The organism is Exiguobacterium sp. SL-9, assembly GCF_004336985.1.
Taxonomy (GTDB): Bacteria; Bacillota; Bacilli; order Exiguobacteriales; family Exiguobacteriaceae; genus Exiguobacterium.
The window spans coordinates 49023-70047 of the sequence record NZ_SJUO01000007.1 but is presented as its reverse complement, the minus strand read 5'-3'; the positions used below and the strand labels follow the sequence as shown (position 1 = coordinate 70047).

Below are 21025 nucleotides of genomic sequence, written 5' to 3'. Positions count from 1 at the left end.
TTTATAAAAATTATGCATAACTTTTTTAAAAGTTAATACAAAAACCGTTGTATTGTGATGTGTTGAAATGAATCACTACGTTTCGTGGCGCAGATTTCGAACAACCGCTGGGGCGTCAATCGATTGACCGTTCTACATGCACGATTGACTCAAAAGGGACATTGGTGATCCCGTCTCGCTCGTTGGCTAGCTCAACGGTCCGCTCCAGGTAGTTTGTACGGTGTACGAATCCCTTAAACCGCTTCATTTGCCGCTCCTCTACATACCTCACCTCCACCAAATCCCCACTAAAGATTGCATCGTTCAACACGTTTTCATATATCGAGAGCACTTGTTCATCGATTTCGGGCATCTCAATCTTTTGAATTTCTTTATAGTATTTCGTGAGCAGCGCACGATGCTCCGGCATCAAAAATGGAATCCATTTCAGTTCACCTCGATCGCGATACATCGTCATAACAATTCCTCCTCCCTGTAAAACGAACATTTGTTCTTATTTTATACCCGGTTTATCTCGTTTGAACAGCCTTTTAAAAGATTTGTGATCCGTGCGTCCTGTTTCCGTACTCTAGCTCGCTGGTCGTCGGTGCAAGGGACGTCAAAAAAATGACGCGCCCTCCGGCCCGTCTTCCTTCGTTTTTGGCTCAAAGCAAGGCTTTTCGCTCGTTGGCTACGGAAGCCTGGCCCTGCGTTTGCTCTACGCATTTTTTTGAGGCTCTCCCTGCGGTCGCCCTTGCACCGTCCCCCGACGCTCGCTGCGTTCCCGTCAACAGGACGCACAACGGTGTTCGTTCTGAGGACAGCTTATCCGAAAGGGGACAAACCATCATGGAACTATCGTCAATCATCGAGGTCATCCGTATCAAGCAAGAGGTTCGAGAGGAAATGGTCGCCCTCGAGCACGCCGTCATCCAGTCACCCGACAACGCCCGACAAATCGGGGCATCCTTTATCGGGGATGATGACCGTGAGGTGTTCCTCGTCATCATGTTGAACACAAAGAATCGGGTCATCGGCGTCCATCGGGCGCATGTCGGGAGCGTCAATTCGAGCGTCGTCCACCCGCGAGAAATCTTCAAATGCGCCATCTTGAACAATGCCTCGTGCATTATTGCCTGTCATCAACATCCGAGCGGGGACCCGAGCCCGAGCCGAGAGGACATACTCGTCTCTGAACGCTTACATGAGGCGGGCGACCTCATCGGCATCCCGGTGCTCGACCATCTCATCCTCGGTGCGGACGAATCATATGTCAGCATGAAACAGCGAGGCTATATGGGTTGAATGGAAAGGAGCGGGGCCGGGGGACCGGTCCTAATCCGTCCGGTAAGGGCAAGGAGGAAAAACATGCGTTTTTCTTTTACGGGATCGGCGATTCGCGTTGCTCTCGCCTGGATTTAGAATTCGGATCCGGGAAAAGGAATGTTTTCGCGTGGCGAAAACAAATAGTTTGGTGAGAAGTCAAAGGCATAAAGAACTCGCGTTGCTCTGTTTTTTCATGAATGTGTATTTGCGATGTTTGGATTAATGAAAAATGAGTGCTTATTTGGTGAAAATGGTCGTTTTTCCTACGTAAGCCCTGGGCTTATATGAAACAAGTCGAGATGCCGAGAGGTCAGATTCAAGGTATCGTTGAGCTATCAACAGGAGAGGATGATTCAAATGAATCACACATTGGACCAGCAAACGATCAAAGAGATGAAAGAGGTATTGCTCAGAAGACTTCCTGAACGGATGGACATTGATTCTGAGGTATTTGAGTTGGTGAGCATGGATATCCTTTGTGAGGTGAAAGAAGGGGAACGATTAAAACAAATGACGGTCTTCTTTAATACGAATACGTTGCAAGTACATAACTAAATGTTACTGAATGTATACATGTATACTTGTAGATTTGTATACATGTATACATTTTTTATTTAGTGAGTCTTTGGACGAAGCGTGAATCACATAAGTATCGGGAATCGGTCTATAAAACTGAAAGGGATGAGACGTGATGGATAAGCGACTACTCGATGACTACGCGTTCGAAGGGTTGGATCCATTCGTCCGGACAGTGTTCTCGGAACTGATGGAATATCCCGAGTGGATGCGTGTTGTCGACAAGGCACATTGCGTCGAGAAGGTCGTCCGGTTCGATGATGGACGGAACTCGCCTTACTTCCGGGTGGTAATCTACTTAGATGCGGAAGAGCGTCCGATCAAGAAAGTGTATCTATATGGGACCTGGGTGGTGGCGAATGGAGACGTCAGATTCGTCGTCTCGGAATTATCTAAGGGTGTATTCGAATATGAAGTGATGCATGTCCATTGGCTCATCAAGTATCGATTTGAGGATTGGGGAGTCTCTAAAGACGGGGCATGGGAGAAGGAATGGTGATCCGGGCTCATGCGTGAGCGTCTAGCGCCAGGAGGCGAAGTCGCTCATCGCACCGCTGCCCCCCTGACGGCCCGATAACAAGAGCTGCTGGCTCACCGCCGCATCTCTATGTTCCTGGCTCTTTCTGACGGGAGGCACGGAGCGTAAGGGCAACGTCAAAACCAAGAGCGTGGGCGCGTTTAATGCCACGCGAAGAACACCATTCGGTCGAATGGTGTTTTTTCATTTACATGGACCAGCCTCATCTAGTGCGCTGTCTATATATAAAAAAAAACATCAGCTAACTCGGCTTTTAAAAAGTCAGTTAGCTTGATGCAATTTTTATGAGCTGAGCTTGCTTTTTTTTTATTTTCGTCACGTAAGGCGAGAAACGGGTTGAACCCATATAGTGATCTTGCTCCGAGAGACTAGAGAGTAAGGCGAGGATGTTTTTAAGCTGCTTCGCCCCTTCTTGGATGCTCAAGTGATTGACATGTCCCTTTTGATCTAATCGGTTCACAAACAGCTCGACCTTCCCGCCGCTTTCGATCAATTCCCGACTGACCAAAGCCGTATCCTCTATCAACTCTTCGAACTGATGATGAAGGCCGATCCCGTTCGAAGCCGACAAGTCGAGATACACCGTGAACATGTCTTGATTGACCGGCTGGTACAGTTTCGTTTGCAAAGTGGATTTCTTCGCCGTCGCATACCAGTCGATTTGTCTAGACGGTTCATCCTCATAGGGCTTCGAGGAGATTTGTAGTAACCGATCCTTAATTGGAGAATATTTAGAGACGCGCTCCCCAAGCTTCAGGTGTGATCGGATACGCTGCGCATGAGTACTTGAAATCGATGGATAGACCGTCCAACGTAAAGGGGGGGCCAAATAGAGTGTCAACGTACCCAACGATAGAGGCAAGCTAATCGTGATGGAGATTTCAGCTATTTCGATGGGCCCCCTTCGATTACCTGTAAGTTCGAAGACGAAATCAGACGGCAACTCGTCCAATTCGATGATGGTTTCCGTATGCCCCTCTAAATTCACAACGTAAGGTCCATCCTTTGGAGTACGTATATACGTTTTCGTGCTCATTTCGTTTAAGAGGTGCACGTTCGTCAGTTCAAGGGTGAACTTACAACTTTCGTCTTTGAACAGAATCGAGTCGAACTGTCTCCACGTGACGTCCACTTGTGAAGTCAGTCGTTTCGTGTAACGCTCGATATAAAGACTTGCTGCCAAAAAAACAGCAAGAACGAATGAAAAGATCGAGAGGTACGGCACGAACAACAAGATGACCATCACTGAAAATAAGACGATTTGGATTCGTTTTTCAAGCAAGAAAAATACATTGGTCGTGATGTTCATCGGAGTCACATGCCCATCTCGACCGGGACCGGGACGGTCGCCAAGAGTTCTTCCATGACCATGGCCTTCGAGGACTTAATCTCGCCCTCGAGCGTCAGTGTCAATCGATGTGCGAAAACGTATGGGGCCAAGAACTTGATGTCCTCTGGTGTGACATAGTCACGATTTTGGATATAGGCATAACTTTGAGCGGCTTTCGAGAGCGCGATCGTCGCACGTGGACTGATCCCCGTCTGAACATTCCGGTGACTACGTGACGCGGTCGCGATCGAGACGATATAACGTAACACATCTTTCGAGATGTGGATTTTCATGGCATCGGCTCGATATTGTAGGAGTTGCTCGAAATCGACATTCGCCAGTACCGCCTTCCGGGTCTCGGTGACGGATTCCTCCAACAATTGAAGTTCGAATTCTTCGGTCGGGTACCCTGTATGTAAACACATCATGAACCGGTCAAGCTGCGCATCAGGCAAAGAAAAGGTACCAGATGATTCAATCGGGTTTTGCGTCGCGATGACGAAGAATGGGGTAGGAAGGTGATATGTCTTGCCCCCGACCGTCACCTGTCGTTCTTCCATCGCTTCAAGCAATGCGGACTGGGTACGTGGGACGGCCCGGTTGATTTCATCGATGAGCACGATGTTGGCGAAAATCGGGCCTTGCTTGTTTTCAAACTCTTGCGTCTTTAGATTGAAAAAATCTGAACCGACAATATCTGACGGTAATAAGTCGGCTGTAAACTGAATTCTTGAAAAGTCGCCGTGGAAACTCGTCGCCAATGTCTTGGCCAACATCGTCTTTCCGGTGCCCGGTACATCTTCTAAGAGCACATGTCCGTTTGCCAAAAGTGATGTCACACACAACTCTACTACTGTCGGATTGCCCAAATAGACTTGGTTGATTTCCTCAATCATCGTACGAATGTTCATCAAGATTTCTCTCCTTTATAGTGTTGGATGTATTGTCTGACAGATACTTTGAAATCATGAAGTGAGCGCTCGTCGATCACGTCCAGTTCTCCATATCGTACATCGGCATAAGGTTTCACAGATTGTTCGAATCGAATGCGTGCAAACCACTCTGAGACGGTCTCGTGAGGTTTTCGTTTTTCAGTGTCGCTCAAGATGTCATTCAACTCCACGAGTAGTTTCCCAAGCTCCGTATCAGAGGCATAAAGAAAGGTTGGTGTTGTATTGGTCACCGTGTTCATGTTGGCTCGATCTGAGAATGGTCTTTCGTCAGCTGAGGACGGTGTCGCTTTGCGTCGCCGCTTATCCCACCAATCTCGTACTCGCTTGTAGTACTTGAGAAATAAAATGAGCAAGAAAGCTATAACGGCCCATTTTAAGACATCTGAAGCAGTCTCTTGATCTTCGCCAGACGTCTTCTTCTCAAACCGTTCTTTCGACAAAAGATCATACCACTTCGGTATATCATTAGTATCCTCTAGATTCTCTGTTTTTTCTTTAAAGGTTGCCAAATCACCGTCGATATACCTTGGATTTCCCGACATGTCTTGTTGGGTGGGGCGATCTACAATCATTCCATAAAGGAAAGTCCCGCCGGTTTTAAATAAAGCGAGGATGACTAAGGTCGAAATGATGAAATAATACATTTTTCTTTTCTGCATAAACCCTCCTCTTATACAAGTGAAGTTAAAGATATACATCTTACCCCTTAATGTCCCTTTAAATACAAAAAAAGTCAATTATAAAAATAGATTTCGCTTTTTGATTCCAAATTAAATTTCTACCATGAATAATTCTCTTAATTTTGATTAATATCACTTCTAAGAGGAACACCATTCGGCCGAATGGTGTTTTCATATGAAAATTAAGGTCCCGTATTCATATAGTCATTGTTTGATCCATTTCGCACTTCGACCAAGACCAGACGGGGCGATTATTCCTTCGTCACGTAATTCACGAAGAACACGGTTGATGGTCGCCTCACTGATGTCGGGACAGGCTTGTCGAATATCTGATTTGGTAAACGGAACGATTCTGCCTTCGACGAAGCGCCTGATTCGAACGGTCTTGTTTTGACTGCCTGATGTGACGAGACCGACACGTTCCTCAAGCTCTTTATAGGCCGCAAGAATCACGCTCAACAGATAGTTGATCCATGGGAACGGGTCTTGGCGGTTCTCATGCCAATGAATCGATGACAGCCGTAGGGACTCATAATAGTCCTCTTTCCGTTCTTCGATAATCTTCTCGAGACTGATATAGCGGCCGACTTCGAAACCATGTTGATAGAGCATCAATAAGGTCACGAGACGGGCCATGCGGCCGTTCCCATCATTGAACGGATGGATGGATAAAAAGTCGAGCACGAACATGCCTGTCAGGATGAGCGGATCGACGTCCTCGTTTTGACGACGCTCTTTCAAACTATCGCACAAGGCTTGGATAGCAGCGGGTGTCTCAAACGCTGGAACAGGTACGAAGCGTGTACGACGTGTGCCGTCGGGGAAGGTCTCGCTAATTTCGTTGTCGACATTTTTCCATCGCCCGCCCTCGACCGGAACAAACTTATAAAGCTCCTTATGAAGCTGGAGCAAGATGTTCGGATTGAGCGGGATATCTTGAGCTGACGCATGGATCAAGTTCAAGACATCCCGGTAACCGGCAATTTCCGCTTCCGAGCGGTCGGCCGGTTCCGACGTCTTCGACATAATGGTGTGTAGGCGACTCTCGGTCACGACGATTCCCTCAATCGCATTGGAAGCCTTTGTTGATTGAATGACCGCCACGTCACGCAAGGTGTTCAGGATTTGAGGCGCCTGTTGTTTATAGAGGTCTTGTTTGCCTTTGTATTCGTTGATGCGACCGATCAATCGCACGGTCTCCATCGGCAATGCCAGATTGGTCAGATACTGATAGTTATAATTACGCATAGGAAGTCCCCTCATTAATTATTATAATGAATTAAACATAGTCACTCCGTTCGGATATGACTATATTTAGTCCTAGTATAACCTATTTAAACTGTATTCAATGAATTAAACATGTTCATTTATATAACAGATGACTATGTTTAATGATTGATGACCTATATTTAAACCCCTTAGCTTTTGAAGAATGATTCTCTTTACAATCCACACGAGATGTTGATAAAGAGAGTCGTTAGTCTTAATAGTGAAAGACGTTTCAAAGTCAGGTGCCACCACGTATAAAGATTGCAGGACGTAGCAGGACAAAAAGCGCACCCCTCGATTTCACGAGGATGCGTTTGATTAATCTGACTCTATTTGATTCGTCGCATGAGTATGATTACTCTACTACCATGCCATCTCCGTCATTGTCTTGCATATAAGGATACAACCAATGGCTGCTTCTGATTTGCATACTGAATCCAGCATCTTTGGCTTCTTGAATCGTCACTTGTCCGTTGCCGTTCGCATCAACGCTAGACACGTCTCCGCTCGGTTCTACGGTCACTACGGGTTTACTTTCTGTCGCGGCAACAGTATTCTGCTCGGCCTCGTGTTTCTTCTGCATCTTTGCTTCTGCTTCTTTTACTTCTTGCGCCGTGATTTTATCGGCTTCCTCTAATTTCTTGTTTAAGGATGCGATTTCGGTCTTGTAGTCTTTGACCACCAGCTTCATATCGTCATATTTCGCTTGAAGACTCGCAAGCTGCTGCTTCACTTCAGCGACTCCTTGCTCACACTGTTCCGCACTGATCGTGGGTTCATCAAGGTTGAATGCCCATCCCCAGAACAGTAAAAAGAAGACCGTGATCAGCACGCGTCTTGCTATCGTAAATTTTTGATGCCACCACATCAAGAAAAGTCCGACAGGGAATAAAAAAAATTCGAACTAGTAATTAGAGGCCTGCACTTATAAAGCCGACATAATTCGACAAAAGAGGGATGTAATGTAATGCGCGCTATGTTCTTTGTTGAAAGCTTACATTTTAAAATTGAACCAAAGTCTAAAAAGCTTTTTATATATAGAAACGGGAATAATGGGACATCTCGGATGGATGCGTGTCGGCGACATGGAACATGGTTTCAAGGTCGCCATATTGGAGGATTGGGACGCATCTAAGGACAAGGTATGGGAGAAGAAATGGTGATCCGGGCTCATTCGTGAGCGTATCATGACACGTGCGGAACACCTTTCGGTTGAATGATGGTGTTACAGAAATGGTATGATTAGACAAACGAAGTTATATTTTTGTCTCTAAGTAAATTTATGAGAGGAGAAACTTATCCTTGATCGTTCAATATCAATTGACCCTTGAGATTTTCATGGCACTTCAACGAAATTCCATACACACTTTGAATTATCATAAACGAAGACAACAACTGTCGAATATCATGATGAGTATCCTTGTTTTTTGTCTTGGGTTCCTGTTTACGAAACTTTTATTATCATCCTTGGTAGCCGAAGAACTCATTTTTTTCCTCGCACTGACAGGAGGTATATTTCTTGCTTTAGTACTGATGCCATTTTTGAAACGAATCTATCCTTACGTCACGATTTGGCAGTTTCGTTACTTTTTAAAAAATGACCTCAGGTTTCCGACAAACGTCACCCTAGTCATCAATGAAACCGAGATTATCATTACATCGAAACAGGGTCTAGTGACATCGCAAAAAAATATAGCTTGGGAGTCCATTGATAAGTTAAGTGAAGATGACTCTTACTATTATCTATACGTTGAAGAGGATGACGCAATAATTGTTCCCAAACATAATGATGAATCTAGCATCTTAGAGTTCAAACCATTTCAACTACTCTTGAAATCAAAATTGGTGAATTAGAAAATAGAGAGGTGTATACAAGTTGACCATTACATATCAGTTGACGCCAGAGGATTTTATTTCTCTACAGAAAGACTTGATTAAAAATACAAACTATCATAAACGCAGGAGTAAATTTTTATTGATCTACACAGAGTTGCTGGCCTTTGCCTATGGGTTTGCTGCAGTGGTGTGGTTCTTTCCTCGTGTCATATCGTTCACTGCCTTTGTGTTGGTGGCGATAGCAAGTGGTGTTCTAGTCATGCTCTTGCTATATCCATTGTTGCGAAAAATGTATCCTCCCATCACTTTAAGGAAGAGCATGGTGCAGTTGAAGAAAATGGGGGGATGGCCGAGGACTGTGACGGTGAAACTTGATGATTCTGGTATAGAATGGACTTCGGATAACCCTAGGTCGAAGGGCATGCTTCAAATTCCTTGGGAATCGATAGACAAAGCATCACAAGATGAGAAACATTTATATTTGTATTTTCAAGAGGCCGATGCGATTATCATTCCAAAAAAAATCAATGGACTCGATTCCATCGAACAGAGTGAACTTGAACGATTATTAAATCCATATATGAAAGCACGCAGTTGATAGAGTCATCTCATCGCCTGCGTGCTTTTTTGATGTATATTCTAGTTGAATTGAATCAATTGGATTATGTACAAAGAAAAATACTAGGCTCGCGGCTGATAGAGGTCTTTAAGCTAGAATGGCCGCAATCATAGGTTGGTAAGATATAGATAGTTAGGTTAATAGTACCCACCAAAACGACCCCTGTCGTAAGAATTTGCTTGAATACAAGCATACAGTTGTTCCGGTGTCTTCGTTTCGGTAGGTATATGAACAAGGAATGAACTGGCTTTTACGGGGAATCGGTCTATAGAGAACAGGAAGGGATGAGACGTAATAGATGAACTACTGCTTAATGACTATGCGTTTGCAAGATTGAATCCGTTCGTTCAGACGGTGTTCTCGGAACTGATGGAACATTCCGAATGGATGCGTGTCGTCGACAAGGAACATTGCGTCGAGAAGGTCGTCCGGTTCGATGATGGACGGAACTCGCCTTACTTCCGGGTGGTGATCTACTTGGATGCGGAAGAGCGTCCGATCGAGAAAGTGTATCTATACGGGACATGGGTGGTGGCGGATGGAGACGTCAGCTTTATCGTCTCAGAGCTATCCAAGGATGTATTCGAATATGAAGTGATGCATGTCCATTGGCTCATCAAGTATCGCTTTGAGGATTGGGGAGTCTCTGAAGACGGGGCATGGGAGAAGGAATGGTGATCCGGGCTCATGCGTGAGCGTCTAACGCCAGGAAGCGAAGTCGCTCATCGCACCGCTGCCCCCTGACGGCCCGATAACAAGAGCTGCTTTAAAACGCATCTCTATGTTCCTGGACCTTTCTGACGGGAGGCACGGAGCGTAAGGACAACGTCAAAACCAAGAGCGTGGGCGCGTCTAACGCCACGCGACGAAAACCCGCGAGCGATCGCGGGTTCAGGTCAATGCTGCCGGTTATGGCGCCACTCTTGATAGAGTTGGTCCGGGATGTTCATCTGTCTTAACAGTAACGTTTTGTGTCGGGGGAACCGCATCAGGTAATCGTCGATCTCTGATGTGATGGCGTGAAGGAACCCATCTTGGATGCCCCGGTCTCTCAAGTAAGACAACGCGATAATGAAACTCAAGACATCACTTTGGCCACGGTCATGTTTTTGATAGGCGGAGTGTGTCACACCAAAGCGGGTATGGGTCGGAGAGTAGCTCAGGCGCTTTCGCACACGGTGATTGTACACACGTCCTCCGTGGGCCGCCCAATTCCGGAAGGCGACGAGGATATCGAATGTCTCGGCGAAAGCTTGTTTTGTCTGATCAGTGATCAATTCTGGATTCATGCCGGTTGCTCGTGCGATGACTTTTGTCTTTGATTCCGGCAACATCAGTTTGAACAGATATTGAAGGTTCCCGAAGCTCAGTCCCTTTACCAGAATCCAAGGGGGCATGTCCTGATAGGTCTCCCGATAATAGGTCATCGGTTGATGTGTCGAGTAATAGACCTCGGAGAAAATCTGCAACAATAGTTCCCGCTCAAATTTCCCTTTGGCGCGCCCACGAATTATTTTTTTCCCTTGTCGGAAGTTTCTGTTTTGTTGATAGTCCTTGATGGAATGGCCGTGATTCTCGGCAAGCACATAGGCTATGACTGAACGTAACAGGTTCTCCGCGGAAAGGGTAGCCGACAGCATCGCGAAACGGATGGTGTTATCGAGTTCATAGAGGTAATAGATTTCCGAGAATGTTGTCCCGGATTCGAATTGCTCTTCTTCACTATCTATGTTGATGAACAGGTCTTTGTAGCCATTGATGATTTCGTAGTAACTCGTTCGAATCAAGGCCTCTTCTGCGAACATCGGATCATCGATCACCAGACCGCGCTCTTGTAGCAATTTCAGTTGATCGGTCGTTGACTTGAAGACCTTCTCAGGTTTTGACATGTTTATGCTCCTTCATAAGCAGTATATGATCAGTATAAAATAAACGGCCCCTTACCGAAAGGTAAGGGGCCGTTGTTGGCTGGTCAGTCCAGCCTGCTCATTGATTACTTCTACTATATTCGACTTAAAACAACATGTCAATGACAACGCTAAACATAATAGCACAGATTCCATGAACAAGTAAAGAACTATTTAACTAAATATAGATGATGTGGATTGATATTTGTATAAATAAAACTATATATAGTATTCATAAGGATAAGAAGAAAATGATGTTCGCGTTCAATCGTGACATTACTATATGGTCATACTCTATGGCGAGACTCCATGATGGGGAAGACAACATAGAATCATGTCAAGTAATGGTGACTTGCCGATAACCTGTTCCAGTGGATAGTTACTTGATCATAAGATGGTCTTGGATGTATAACGGATTAACAGAATAAGCAATCTTGAACAGGGTTGTTCGTAAAAACAAATAGCGGAATATGGAATCGCTTTTGCCTCGTTATGGGAGCATGGTGTATTGTATAATACAATATATGTAAATAGTAGAGAGGCAGGGGTTAAGTTTGTACAAAGCGCTATTGATCGCAGTCAACGAACAACGGAGTCAGGAGATAACGACTCTTCCAAACACCTTTAACGATGTCAGCGCAATTCATCGATTGTTGACGGAGGAGCCGGCCATCTTTCAACAATCCGATGTGCAGATCCTGAGTGGGAACTTGACCACCAAGTCGATGTTAACGCATACGTTGAGAAGCTTTTTTGAGGAGGCATCCCCAGAAGACGTCTTGTTCCTCTATTGGGCGGGGCATGGGGGATTCAGTGAGACCAATGCATATTTCCTGCCGTACGATGCAGATCGTCATGCCGTCGGAGACACGAGCATCAATATGTCTGATGTCCGGGATCATATCGACCAAACGCCGGCGCGTACGGTCCTGAGCTTTTTTGATACATGCCATAGCGGTGCACTCATACGGTCAATCGACAGTCTGATGGACAGGGGCCTTGAAATCAAAGGATCCGGGAAGTTCGTCATCGCTGCGTGCACGGAAGATCAGTCGGCCTGGGACCGAGATGGACACGGGGCCTTCACGGATCATTTGATTCGTGGTCTTGAAGGAGGTGCGACGAATCCGAGTGGGGAAGTCGATATCTACAACCTCTATTCATATGTCAGTCAGGCCCTAACTACCGAGTTCCCGAACCAACACCCTGTCATGAAGGGTACGCTCTCCGGTCCACCTGTCATCATCAAGAATGTGAAGACTAGACAGGACAAGTCAAACCCGCGACCACTCCTTGAGGGTGGACAGCGGGTGATCGACGAATCGGGAGACTGGTTTCTACTAGGTCGTGGCGTATGCGCACGCTACTCTTCCTATCGCTATAACCGTTCTGACAAAACACATATCTTAGTTCTGAAGGCCGAAAACAACTCGAAGAGGGTCGAGGAGACGTTCAAGCAGATGTGGAGAACAGAGCAACCGTTCGCAATCGAGGACTCGGCTGAATTTGTGCGTGTGGACGAAGTGGACATCGAAGTGGTCGGGGGCGAAAAAACAATCAATCTCAAGCTGGTCTCCATTGAAAATAAGCATGGGAATCCTATGTTTGATAACGCTTCGTTCAATGGCATCACACCTGATGAAATTGCCAAACTGAGAATCGACCATTATCTGTTCAACAAAGAAGTGCCAAGCCATATCAAAATCAATCATTCAGCGTCAATCATCTATGGGATGTCATCTGACTATGAAGTGTCCGATCAATTGATCCCTGACCTGCTCGATCAGCACATGGCCTTGGAATGTATCAGACTCCATCTCATCGCGGTTCTCGTCTTTAAATCCATCGTGGCTGAGGTGAACTCTTTGAACTTGTATATCGAAAATCACGCCATCACCCGAATTACTCTTGAAGGCAGACGTCCCCGTGTCTATACAAACGTCACCCCGACAATTATCACGGTGGACCAAGCTGTACACTTTTCATTGAAGTGATTGTGAAAGTGGGAAAACGCGAGACCAACAAGCCAAATCAAAAGAACTGGGGAATCGAGATGAAGCATGCGTTGCCGGACACACAATGGTTATACGAACATCTATTGAATCGAAATCAGAAGACCGCTGTCGACCAGGTCATGTCCGCTGTGAATCGAGACAGCCAGACGGAAGCGATGGCACTTCTTTGGACAATCGATGAAGAAATTGGAGGGGTGGGTGGATATTGTCTTCCCAAAAATCCGGTTCAAAACCCGTTCCCTGGGGGATACGAGCGACCGTTGTTCAGGCCGCTCCAGTATGCGGCGAGCGAGTTGGAGCGGGATGTGGCATATGGGGCGCGATACATCGTCCAATATGCTGGCATGCACCTCGAGGCCGTGACCCGTCAATATTTGAAGCAGGTACAGACGCTTGGAATGATACGACACCAAAACTCCACCTTGGGTAAAGCGGTCCATCAAATCGACAAATTGCGAACGATAGATGAAAAGACGGTGAAAAGCTTACTGGTATTCGTGCGCCTATATAACATGTCGAAACATGAAGTGAACCAGGACGAATCGAGAGACCGTCTATTTAGTACGGAAGACGCCCTGGTTGCTTATCTGTCGGCTAGAATCTTAGGCGCCGGGCTGTTGGCCGAGATTGATTTGGTCCCCTCATGAGCATGGAGATAAAACGATTGATGCCCCGACATCTCCTGATCAATCGTCAAGATGTCCAGACAGTCGTTCATGGAGACCATCAATCCTTTCAATACAGAGACGCTTACAAAATTAAAGAATTAGAGAAGGTGACGATTCACTTTCAATCTAAATATACCGGCCCTTTAGAATCATAATCCTTGGAGTAAACTGAAACTCAAAAAAAGTGATTTAAGAATGATGAAGTAAATGCCGTAAATCCTAGACCCCATCAGATCATCATGTTCAAGATAGAAGGGAATGTGTGACATGTCTCTAAGCAGCAAGTTACTCGGAAAAACGCAACAAGACAAAGCGTTTATGAACGTACTTCTCTCTGTTGCACCTAATAAAAGTGAGTACTACACTCAAAGTGGTAAAAAGGCATTTTCGAATGAGTACATGCTCAAAGTTCCGAACAGCTTAAGTGTGACTCGAAATGCAACGTTGCTAGGAACTGCGTTTGATTACTTGGCGCGCTTTAGGATTGCGAAATTTATTAAATCGAAGTACGTAACGTCTGGATTAGTATCACACAAAGGAATGTATAAGTTAGAAGACGTACCAACAATCAACGAATATCACTTCAATAAGTACTTGTCGTGGGTGGAACAAGTCGAAAAAGTAGTAATGGGAAGGGCACAGTTAGCCGAACTATATGAAGTTGCTGTGCGCTTAGCAATGTTGGAACAAATCGTAAGAGCAAGAATCAATCCGAGTACTGTAGATTTGGATTACTTGTTTAATGATCCAGTACCTGGTGACGTGATACGTGAATTGGAAATGATGATACATCTATTCGAAGAGAACTTTATGATTCCGGAAGTCATAAAAAAGAACAGCAGTGTGTCGTTCAATCCACATTTCGGTGTCTCCTCGCTATTAGTTGAAGGTGCAGATGCTGACATATATATTAATGGAACCTTGTATGACTTTAAAACTACCAAAGACCATTCACTCAAGAGAAAAGACAACCTTCAAATGATTGCCTACTACTTACTAGATGAACTCTCATATTATGCTGGCTCCGAGGAATTTGAATTTGGCGACTATCATTCTATAGACCGTGTTGCATTTTATAAAGCAAGATACGGTGAGATTGAATATTATGATGTGCAGAAGCATTTCACCCCAGAAGTCCTCAAGGAAACATTGATAGAGTTGACTAAAACTTTTGAAGGGAACGAGGGGAACTTAAAAAGGTACGTTGGGATTGGAGATGTGGCTGAAGTATTGAACAGATTAACTCAAGTACGAAACGGCTCTTTTGAAATCGTAACCTTACCTACTACTCATTCGTGAATCATCAAGCAGTCAGGTAATACATAAACTACAAACAGGCATCCTCCCATAAATAAAAAGATGCTTGTCTTCAAATCAACTTCAAATTTACTAGATTTATCAGTCGCGAGCGAATCCATCTTTATCTCAATCCATTAATGTACCTCAGTTTTTATCTTTATACTTTTACTTCATAAAGAATTCGACATCTTAGTTTTTGAATGATATTTGATAAAAAGAAAAAAAGATTGGAGATATACAGTTGAAAAATAGATTTTTAGATAAAATTAAAGTCACGGAATCTAACAAAAAAGCACTAAGAAATGTCGTTACGCCCATGTTATGGACAAGAGAAAAAACTTCAATACATAGACATTCCTCCCTTTTGAATAAATCATATGATTTTGTGCAAGAACCCGCTATTGGTGCATTGGTTTATTGCCAATTAGGTACAGCAGAACATTCTGGTGTATACATAGGAAATAAAAATGTTATCGACTTAAATCGAAAAGGAGAGATTAAAAAAGTTAGTTTGAAAGAATTTACCGGTAACATCTTTAGCACAGATAAAGACATCTTTATTCCAGTGATGAAGCATACAATGCGGCCATTAGGAGATGAAAATATAGCAAAAGAAGCGATTAAAAATCTGTCAGAAAGAAGAAAATACAATCTTCTTGATGATAACTGTCATCAATTTGTAGCAGGCTGTATCATAGGGAAGCTTGAAAATGATTGTAATTTTTTGTTTATGGTCAAAGAAGAGTTTTCAAAATTCTTGAATGTAGATGAATCTAACATTGTTTGGGTTCGCTGGAAGTGGTACTTAAGCTAGGATGGTCAAATCTTCAACCGAGTACATCGATGGATTAATAACTTAAAATTATGGCGTGTTTATCTACTTATGAATCAAGTGTACTTGTTTTATAAAGTATTCCTCTCACTTTTAATACAATGTTTATGGTATTATTTAATAAATTCATCATTGTGTTAAGAGGAGGTTTACCATGTATACAATTGACGAAGCATTTGAAATCTTATCGAAGAACAAGCTCACAAGTCACAAGGAGACGGTCCGCAACTGGGTACGAAAAGGCGTGATCCAGGCAGAACCGCTCGAGTCGCGTAAAAAAGGCTATCGGATCAGTGAGGATTCGCTCGAGCAGTTCATCAAAGAACGGATGCCCGAAGGGTGGGAGATATATCCGGAGTCGGTGAAAGGGGAAGCACGGGATGTCGTTAAGAATGAGGACGAGGTCCCGTATCACGTCGAAATTGACGTGGAAGCAATCAAAGAGCTGGGGCGCATTGAAATGTGGCATCAAGTGGCCGGCCGCTGGCTATGGGAAGGAGATTTTGAAATCAGTCGTACGATGGTGCGGAACGCCGTCGCGCATAGACGCTATTCAAAAGAGTTTGAACAGCTGGTCTGGGAACGTTGTCTAAAGAACAGTGCTCCCCGAAAAAAGCCACGTGTCCTTTATTTGATTGATGCTTTCTTATTTGAAGAAGAACGGGTGCCGTTTCACAAGGATTTTGATATGAAAGAAGACCAAATCATGCAGGCGTTAATCGAACATGTACGTAAGCATGCAAGCATAGGAAAATATAAGAATGAATCTGACACGAAATAAATGAATAGGAAATATGAATGATTGGAATGAAAAGGCGTACTCTCTTTGGCAAAGAGAATACGCTTTTTGCAGTCATTCTCATATTAAATGAAAGGTTATACCTGTATTTTTAAAGATCAGATTTCATTCTTAAGAAAATCATCAGCACGACACAGGATGGTGACCGTCCATTCATCGCTTAACTCGAAGACGTTGATTCGACTTCCTTCCTTGTCAGTCGTAGAGATTGTGTTGAAAAGGGTATCGAAGGAGATTATTTTCTTTTTGAGACGGGATATAGATTGGCGTAGGTTATCATTAGATATTTCTTCTCCATTAAGCTCCGTGAGCTGAGTTTGTAGGGACTGATATGTCGACTGAGAGCGTGTCGATAATAAGAACAACAAGTTAAAAAAAGTCATGTTCAATTCAAGCGGCATCTCCAAATGAATCAGGGCGTATCTCCCTTCTTCTGAACTTTTTAGCACCAGTTCACGGGGAGCAGGTGAGTAGTCATGAAATTCGGTCTCGGTGATGATCTTATCCTCTCCGTTCCGGATTTTTCGATAGTATAACCGATCAAACATCTCCCATTCTTGAACGAGCAGCTCATCCCGATAGCGCTTGATTTTTTCTGCGCCTTCGTCGTCAATCGGCTCGAATACGTTCTCCAAGCCTTCTATCTTGAAGAGCGCTTCGCGTGCGATATGGATACCGCAATTCGCCGAGAACATATGGGCCAGTGTTATCTGGACCTCACTCAACGAATTGGTCGTCTTCCGGCCTAAAGCGATATTGAAATGATGTACCGCACTCGCGTAACGACCGTCCCTGTAGTGGATATAGCCGAGGCGATAGTTCGCGAGCGGATGATCGACTTGTAGCTCGATCGCTTTCTCGAGAATCTGTCGCGCCACCTTGAAATCGGGTCGGTCGGACAGTTTGAAGTGCTCGGCCTGACGTACATAGAGTGCGACAAGTTCTTTCCGAAACTTCATTTTCTCTTCTTTTGATTTTTCATCACGTATGCGTCGTTTTAATGTCAACTCTTCCATATAACCGCTCGTCTCCATTTACAACCCTCTCCTCGTCAACCGTTTCTCTCATCATAGTTTTGTCTAGACCTGTGTGACAAGCTGTCACATCGGTATTGATATATTTGGCTCATCAAAAGAGAAGGAGCTGGATGATGATGAACCAAGCAGAGATGATGGCAAGACATGGATTGAAGGAATGGATGAATGAAACAAATATGGTATTGAACAAATTAAGTTATTCTATTCAAAAAAAAATCGCGGGTGAATTGGTGAAGGACGAACAAATCGTAGCGTATATTGAGAGTCTTCAGAATGAGGAAGGACCTTGGAATTCTGTCAGTCAGGAGCATCTGTTCAATTCGAAGACTGAAGAACTGCCTTATTATGCGTTTGACGCCTATATCCGTGGCATCGTTCGTTGGATGAACGAATTAGGAATGATGACGAGCATGTGTTGTGATGGACACGGAGAACGTCATGCGTACGTTGAAATGGACGGATTTTTGACTGACAAACAAATACATGTATTGAATCTTGCTGTCCCTTCAGATTCAGCGGTTCGTATCCGTATCCGTAAAAGTCGGCGTAGACATACCGTCCTCTTTGACTACAGTCAGACGGAGCGGAAAGCGTTGCTCGATATCGCGGAAATGCTATTCAAGATGTCGAGCGACGAACGGTATATCCAAATGCTTGAGACAGAACGGTTCAAACATCGCCTTCTCGACTGGCTCGAGGTGCCTGGTGAGAGTGGACGGGAACAGAAAGTTCGTCGACGGCTCACATCGAGTTTGAGAAAACTCACGGATGAACAACAAATTGATGAAGCAGGCAATTTACTGGCAACCGTTCGTCACGGAGAAGGGCCGACGATTCTTTTGTCGGCGCACATGGATACGGTCGAGCGTATCAAGAGAGGGCGCGTCATCCATCAGGAAGGTACTATACTCACGAGTTCGGAAGGGATTCTCGGAGCAGACGACCGGGCCGGCATCGCTGCTATTTTGGAACTACTCGAACGTTTGCCGAGAACGAATTTCAGTGGCACCATCAAGGTGGCGTTCACGGTCGAAGAAGAGACAGGGTTATGTGGTGCGCGTGGCATCAATAAAGAATTTATCCGTGACGTGGATGCAGCCATCGTGTTGGACCGTCGGGGTACACGCGACATTGTCACCGGATGTCGAGGCATGTTCGATTTTTGTGAAGCGTCTTATGGAGAACTGTTCGAAAGAGCGGGGCGATTGGTCGGAATGGATGATTGGGAGGCGACTCGTAACGGGGGATCGAGTGATGCAAAAATTTTTGCCGAATTCGGTATTGCATCTGTGAATCTATCTATCGGTTACCGTGACGAGCATACAGACTTCGAGGAAGTTGACTATTGTGCAACATTTGAGACAGTGGTACTTGTCGAGACAGTCCTTAGTCATCGTCTGATTCAACAAAACAGCTGAAAAAATAAGAAGGCAGCACTTGAAAAAATGCTGCCTTCTTATTTGCAATTTTCCTTGTATTAAAATGATTCTATTTTTATTCCCCTACCATTCCGTCATTGTCGTTATCACGCATATAAGGATAAAGCCAATGGTCGCTCATGATCGGCATCGTGTAACCGGCGTCTTTCGCCTCTTGGATCGTCACCTGACCATTGCCGTTCGTGTCTACGCTCGAGACATCGCCTGTGGCTTCGGGTTCCGGCTCACTTTCTGTGAGGCCGAGCGTCTCATTTACCTCGTCCGGGTTCACGTTGTCGAATGAGTCGGTGACGATGTTCCCTTTCACGGTATATGTGTATTCGTAGTGTGAAGGGATATGTGTGCTCGTGTCTGGGTATGTGATGATTGCCTCGAAGTCGGTCGCGCCGCCGGCCTTCCGGATGATGTCTTCCATATAGGCCTGATCGCCGTAACGGTTGAGCGTACTATCCTGTGGCGTGATGTTGTAGGCGTTCGAGACGCCACCTAGTGAGTCGGCGATGACATGACCTTCGTCGAGCTCACTGTGTTCGACACCTGGGACCTTTGCTTCGTCATTATAGTAGCGGCCATCCGAGGTCACGTCTTCCGAATCATCATCTTGCAGGATAATCTGGTCGGCGATGACACGAATCAATTGACCATGCTCGTTCGTGAACGCCCAATACTCGCGATCCCCATATCCGATATCGACGACGACGTTCGCCTCGCGGTAGCCGGACAAATCCCCGCCATCAATGTCAATCAGCTTATAACCAGAGAACAGATCGTTATCCGAACTTGTGACCGTTTCCTCGGCTTCTGCAGTCGTTTCCGTATTTGAATCGTCTGTGCTTGTTTCAGTCGTCTCGACGACTTCTTCTGTCTGAACAGCAGACTCCTCTGCTTTCTCACTTGTAGAAGGTGTGGCTTCACTGGTACATCCGGCCATCAGTAGGATGGCCAAAGGGAAGATTAAGTAGGTAAATTTCATTTTTTCTCCTTTTAGTATGTATATTCATAGATGAGTCAACATTACTGGTATTCAATTATATCCTCCGCATGTTTACGATGCGCCAATCCTTCACGTTTTGTTCACTCATATGCTGGGTCACGCGTTCAATCATACTAAACCGTTCACGCTGACAAAAGTTGTAGGCTTCTTCCGGCAGTGGCAACTCGACTTCAATCGTAACTTTTACTTTTTTTCTTCGTTTGTCGAATCGACTGAGCAAATGATGTTCCAGCTTCGTGACGAACGCGTCGTCGCCAACACCCTCTTCTGACTTCAGTACACCAGTGATTTCGGGACTGATTCCATCAAGGTGGTGTTTGATTTCAAATGGTGTCGCATCCAGGTACTCGCAGAGGTGATCAAACCGCAGTATCTCCGTATTGTGATATTGCTGAATCCAATCTTGAAGTCGCATGAGGAGAACCCCTTTTTAGTTCAAGTGTACCTCGTAGGGTTTTAACAAACAGTGACGAATCAGTGTACAGCGTGTATAAGATACCGCACATGAGACCTGTTCGATTTTATAATTCTATCATTCCTTAAAAACGGACTTTATTCTGAGTCTCCATCTCTATTGACTTTGCCTTTTTCACTTCAGGGTCAGTGGTGAATCGATAGCTGCTTCCCTCATAGATCCAGGTCTCGTCAAAGATGATGCCATTCATAATATGACGATACGGCATGGCCGTGCATAACGTGTGTCCCTTCAGATAGTGTGCGGCTTCCTGAATAGAGACACACTCTTTTAATTCCACCCCGTCTTTAAAAATCAGGACCGGTTTATACTTCTTGTTTATTGCGATGGGTTTTCGTAAATTCATTTCTCTCACTCCTCCTATCGTCACAGCCTAACTATTTATGTATAAGGTCAAACTCAGGAATTAGAAGCAATTTAACAAATAGCGGATTATAATAAAGGTGTGTTGGAT

The 21025-nt window shown here is 44.8% G+C and carries 22 protein-coding genes and 1 pseudogene; 12 read left to right on the top strand and 11 right to left on the bottom strand.

Annotated features, from left to right (window positions below; translation table 11 throughout):
- Window positions 1-115: 115 nt before the first annotated feature.
- On the bottom strand, window positions 116-457 hold the full coding sequence (locus tag EVJ34_RS14575; protein ID WP_236636725.1) for a YolD-like family protein: 342 nt from the start codon (window positions 455-457) through the stop codon (window positions 116-118).
- A 371-nt stretch (window positions 458-828) separates the two neighbouring features.
- Between EVJ34_RS14575 and EVJ34_RS14570 the strand changes: the two genes are divergently transcribed.
- The 3 genes from EVJ34_RS14570 to EVJ34_RS14560 all read left to right on the top strand — a co-directional run bounded on the left by EVJ34_RS14570 (window position 829) and on the right by EVJ34_RS14560 (window position 2380).
- Window positions 829-1284: a JAB domain-containing protein gene (locus EVJ34_RS14570; protein WP_131486123.1), complete on the top strand. Its 456-nt coding sequence runs from the start codon at window positions 829-831 to the stop codon at window positions 1282-1284.
- A 378-nt stretch (window positions 1285-1662) separates the two neighbouring features.
- Entirely contained in the window at window positions 1663-1860 is a 198-nt protein-coding gene (locus EVJ34_RS14565; RefSeq protein WP_131486122.1) for a hypothetical protein, read from the top strand.
- Window positions 1861-1996: 136 nt separating this feature from the next.
- A complete protein-coding gene (locus EVJ34_RS14560) occupies window positions 1997-2380 on the top strand; it encodes a hypothetical protein (protein ID WP_131486121.1) in 384 nt (127 codons plus the stop codon).
- A 304-nt stretch (window positions 2381-2684) separates the two neighbouring features.
- Here the strand turns inward: EVJ34_RS14560 and EVJ34_RS14555 are convergent, their stop codons facing one another.
- The 5 genes and pseudogenes from EVJ34_RS14555 to EVJ34_RS16045 form a co-directional block, all read right to left on the bottom strand.
- Window positions 2685-3728 carry a DUF58 domain-containing protein gene (locus EVJ34_RS14555; RefSeq protein WP_131486120.1) on the bottom strand — a complete coding sequence of 348 codons (1044 nt, stop codon included), beginning with the start codon at window positions 3726-3728 and terminating at the stop codon, window positions 2685-2687.
- 5 nt (window positions 3729-3733) lie between these two features.
- Window positions 3734-4660, bottom strand: a complete 927-nt coding sequence (locus EVJ34_RS14550) for an AAA family ATPase (protein ID WP_131486119.1) — start codon at window positions 4658-4660, stop codon at window positions 3734-3736.
- Entirely contained in the window at window positions 4660-5361 is a 702-nt protein-coding gene (locus tag EVJ34_RS14545; RefSeq protein WP_131486118.1) for a hypothetical protein, read from the bottom strand. The genes EVJ34_RS14550 and EVJ34_RS14545 overlap by 1 nt, the downstream gene beginning before the upstream one ends.
- Before the next feature lie 225 nt (window positions 5362-5586).
- Window positions 5587-6630 carry a Fic family protein gene (locus EVJ34_RS14540; protein WP_236636724.1) on the bottom strand — a complete coding sequence of 348 codons (1044 nt, stop codon included), beginning with the start codon at window positions 6628-6630 and terminating at the stop codon, window positions 5587-5589.
- A gap of 376 nt (window positions 6631-7006) precedes the next feature.
- Window positions 7007-7159 (bottom strand): annotated as a pseudogene (locus tag EVJ34_RS16045) (DNA/RNA non-specific endonuclease); the annotation flags it as partial.
- An 830-nt stretch (window positions 7160-7989) separates the two neighbouring features.
- Between EVJ34_RS16045 and EVJ34_RS16020 the strand changes: the two are divergent.
- The 3 genes from EVJ34_RS16020 to EVJ34_RS14520 all read left to right on the top strand — a co-directional run bounded on the left by EVJ34_RS16020 (window position 7990) and on the right by EVJ34_RS14520 (window position 9784).
- Window positions 7990-8505 carry a YcxB family protein gene (locus EVJ34_RS16020; protein ID WP_368665994.1) on the top strand — a complete coding sequence of 172 codons (516 nt, stop codon included), beginning with the start codon at window positions 7990-7992 and terminating at the stop codon, window positions 8503-8505.
- A 22-nt stretch (window positions 8506-8527) separates the two neighbouring features.
- A complete protein-coding gene (locus EVJ34_RS14525; RefSeq protein WP_131486115.1) occupies window positions 8528-9085 on the top strand; it encodes a YcxB family protein in 558 nt (185 codons plus the stop codon).
- A gap of 354 nt (window positions 9086-9439) precedes the next feature.
- Window positions 9440-9784 carry a hypothetical protein gene (locus EVJ34_RS14520; RefSeq protein WP_131486114.1) on the top strand — a complete coding sequence of 115 codons (345 nt, stop codon included), beginning with the start codon at window positions 9440-9442 and terminating at the stop codon, window positions 9782-9784.
- Between the two features lie 218 nt (window positions 9785-10002).
- Here EVJ34_RS14520 and EVJ34_RS14515 read toward each other — a convergent pair whose 3' ends face one another.
- Window positions 10003-10995, bottom strand: coding sequence for an Abi family protein (locus EVJ34_RS14515; protein ID WP_131486113.1), 993 nt, complete (start codon window positions 10993-10995; stop codon window positions 10003-10005).
- A 572-nt stretch (window positions 10996-11567) separates the two neighbouring features.
- On the opposite strand from EVJ34_RS14515, the gene EVJ34_RS14510 reads away from it, so the two are divergent.
- From EVJ34_RS14510 to EVJ34_RS14490, 5 genes are all read left to right on the top strand, one after another.
- A complete protein-coding gene (locus EVJ34_RS14510) occupies window positions 11568-13007 on the top strand; it encodes a caspase family protein (RefSeq protein ID WP_161568928.1) in 1440 nt (479 codons plus the stop codon).
- Between the two features lie 59 nt (window positions 13008-13066).
- Window positions 13067-13675: a hypothetical protein gene (locus EVJ34_RS14505; RefSeq protein WP_131486111.1), complete on the top strand. Its 609-nt coding sequence runs from the start codon at window positions 13067-13069 to the stop codon at window positions 13673-13675.
- A 288-nt stretch (window positions 13676-13963) separates the two neighbouring features.
- The gene (locus EVJ34_RS14500; protein WP_131486110.1) at window positions 13964-14995 is read left to right on the top strand and encodes a hypothetical protein; all 1032 of its coding nucleotides are present in this window, start codon (window positions 13964-13966) and stop codon (window positions 14993-14995) included.
- A 241-nt stretch (window positions 14996-15236) separates the two neighbouring features.
- Window positions 15237-15809 carry a lecithin retinol acyltransferase family protein gene (locus EVJ34_RS14495; protein WP_131486109.1) on the top strand — a complete coding sequence of 191 codons (573 nt, stop codon included), beginning with the start codon at window positions 15237-15239 and terminating at the stop codon, window positions 15807-15809.
- A gap of 172 nt (window positions 15810-15981) precedes the next feature.
- A complete protein-coding gene (locus EVJ34_RS14490; protein ID WP_131486108.1) occupies window positions 15982-16608 on the top strand; it encodes a helix-turn-helix domain-containing protein in 627 nt (208 codons plus the stop codon).
- A gap of 116 nt (window positions 16609-16724) precedes the next feature.
- Here EVJ34_RS14490 and EVJ34_RS14485 read toward each other — a convergent pair whose 3' ends face one another.
- The gene (locus tag EVJ34_RS14485; protein WP_131486107.1) at window positions 16725-17660 is read right to left on the bottom strand and encodes a tetratricopeptide repeat protein; all 936 of its coding nucleotides are present in this window, start codon (window positions 17658-17660) and stop codon (window positions 16725-16727) included.
- A 116-nt stretch (window positions 17661-17776) separates the two neighbouring features.
- Here EVJ34_RS14485 and EVJ34_RS14480 point away from each other — a divergent pair, with 116 nt between their 5' ends.
- Complete coding sequence (locus tag EVJ34_RS14480; RefSeq protein ID WP_131486106.1) at window positions 17777-19081, top strand: M20/M25/M40 family metallo-hydrolase; 1305 nt, start codon at window positions 17777-17779, stop codon at window positions 19079-19081.
- A 76-nt stretch (window positions 19082-19157) separates the two neighbouring features.
- On the opposite strand, the gene EVJ34_RS14475 is transcribed toward EVJ34_RS14480, so the two are convergent.
- The 3 genes from EVJ34_RS14475 to EVJ34_RS14465 form a co-directional block, all read right to left on the bottom strand.
- Window positions 19158-20075 carry a DNA/RNA non-specific endonuclease gene (locus tag EVJ34_RS14475; RefSeq protein ID WP_131486105.1) on the bottom strand — a complete coding sequence of 306 codons (918 nt, stop codon included), beginning with the start codon at window positions 20073-20075 and terminating at the stop codon, window positions 19158-19160.
- 55 nt (window positions 20076-20130) lie between these two features.
- Window positions 20131-20511 carry a hypothetical protein gene (locus EVJ34_RS14470; protein WP_131486104.1) on the bottom strand — a complete coding sequence of 127 codons (381 nt, stop codon included), beginning with the start codon at window positions 20509-20511 and terminating at the stop codon, window positions 20131-20133.
- 124 nt (window positions 20512-20635) lie between these two features.
- The gene (locus EVJ34_RS14465; RefSeq protein WP_131486103.1) at window positions 20636-20917 is read right to left on the bottom strand and encodes a hypothetical protein; all 282 of its coding nucleotides are present in this window, start codon (window positions 20915-20917) and stop codon (window positions 20636-20638) included.
- Between the last annotated feature and the right edge of the window lie 108 nt (window positions 20918-21025).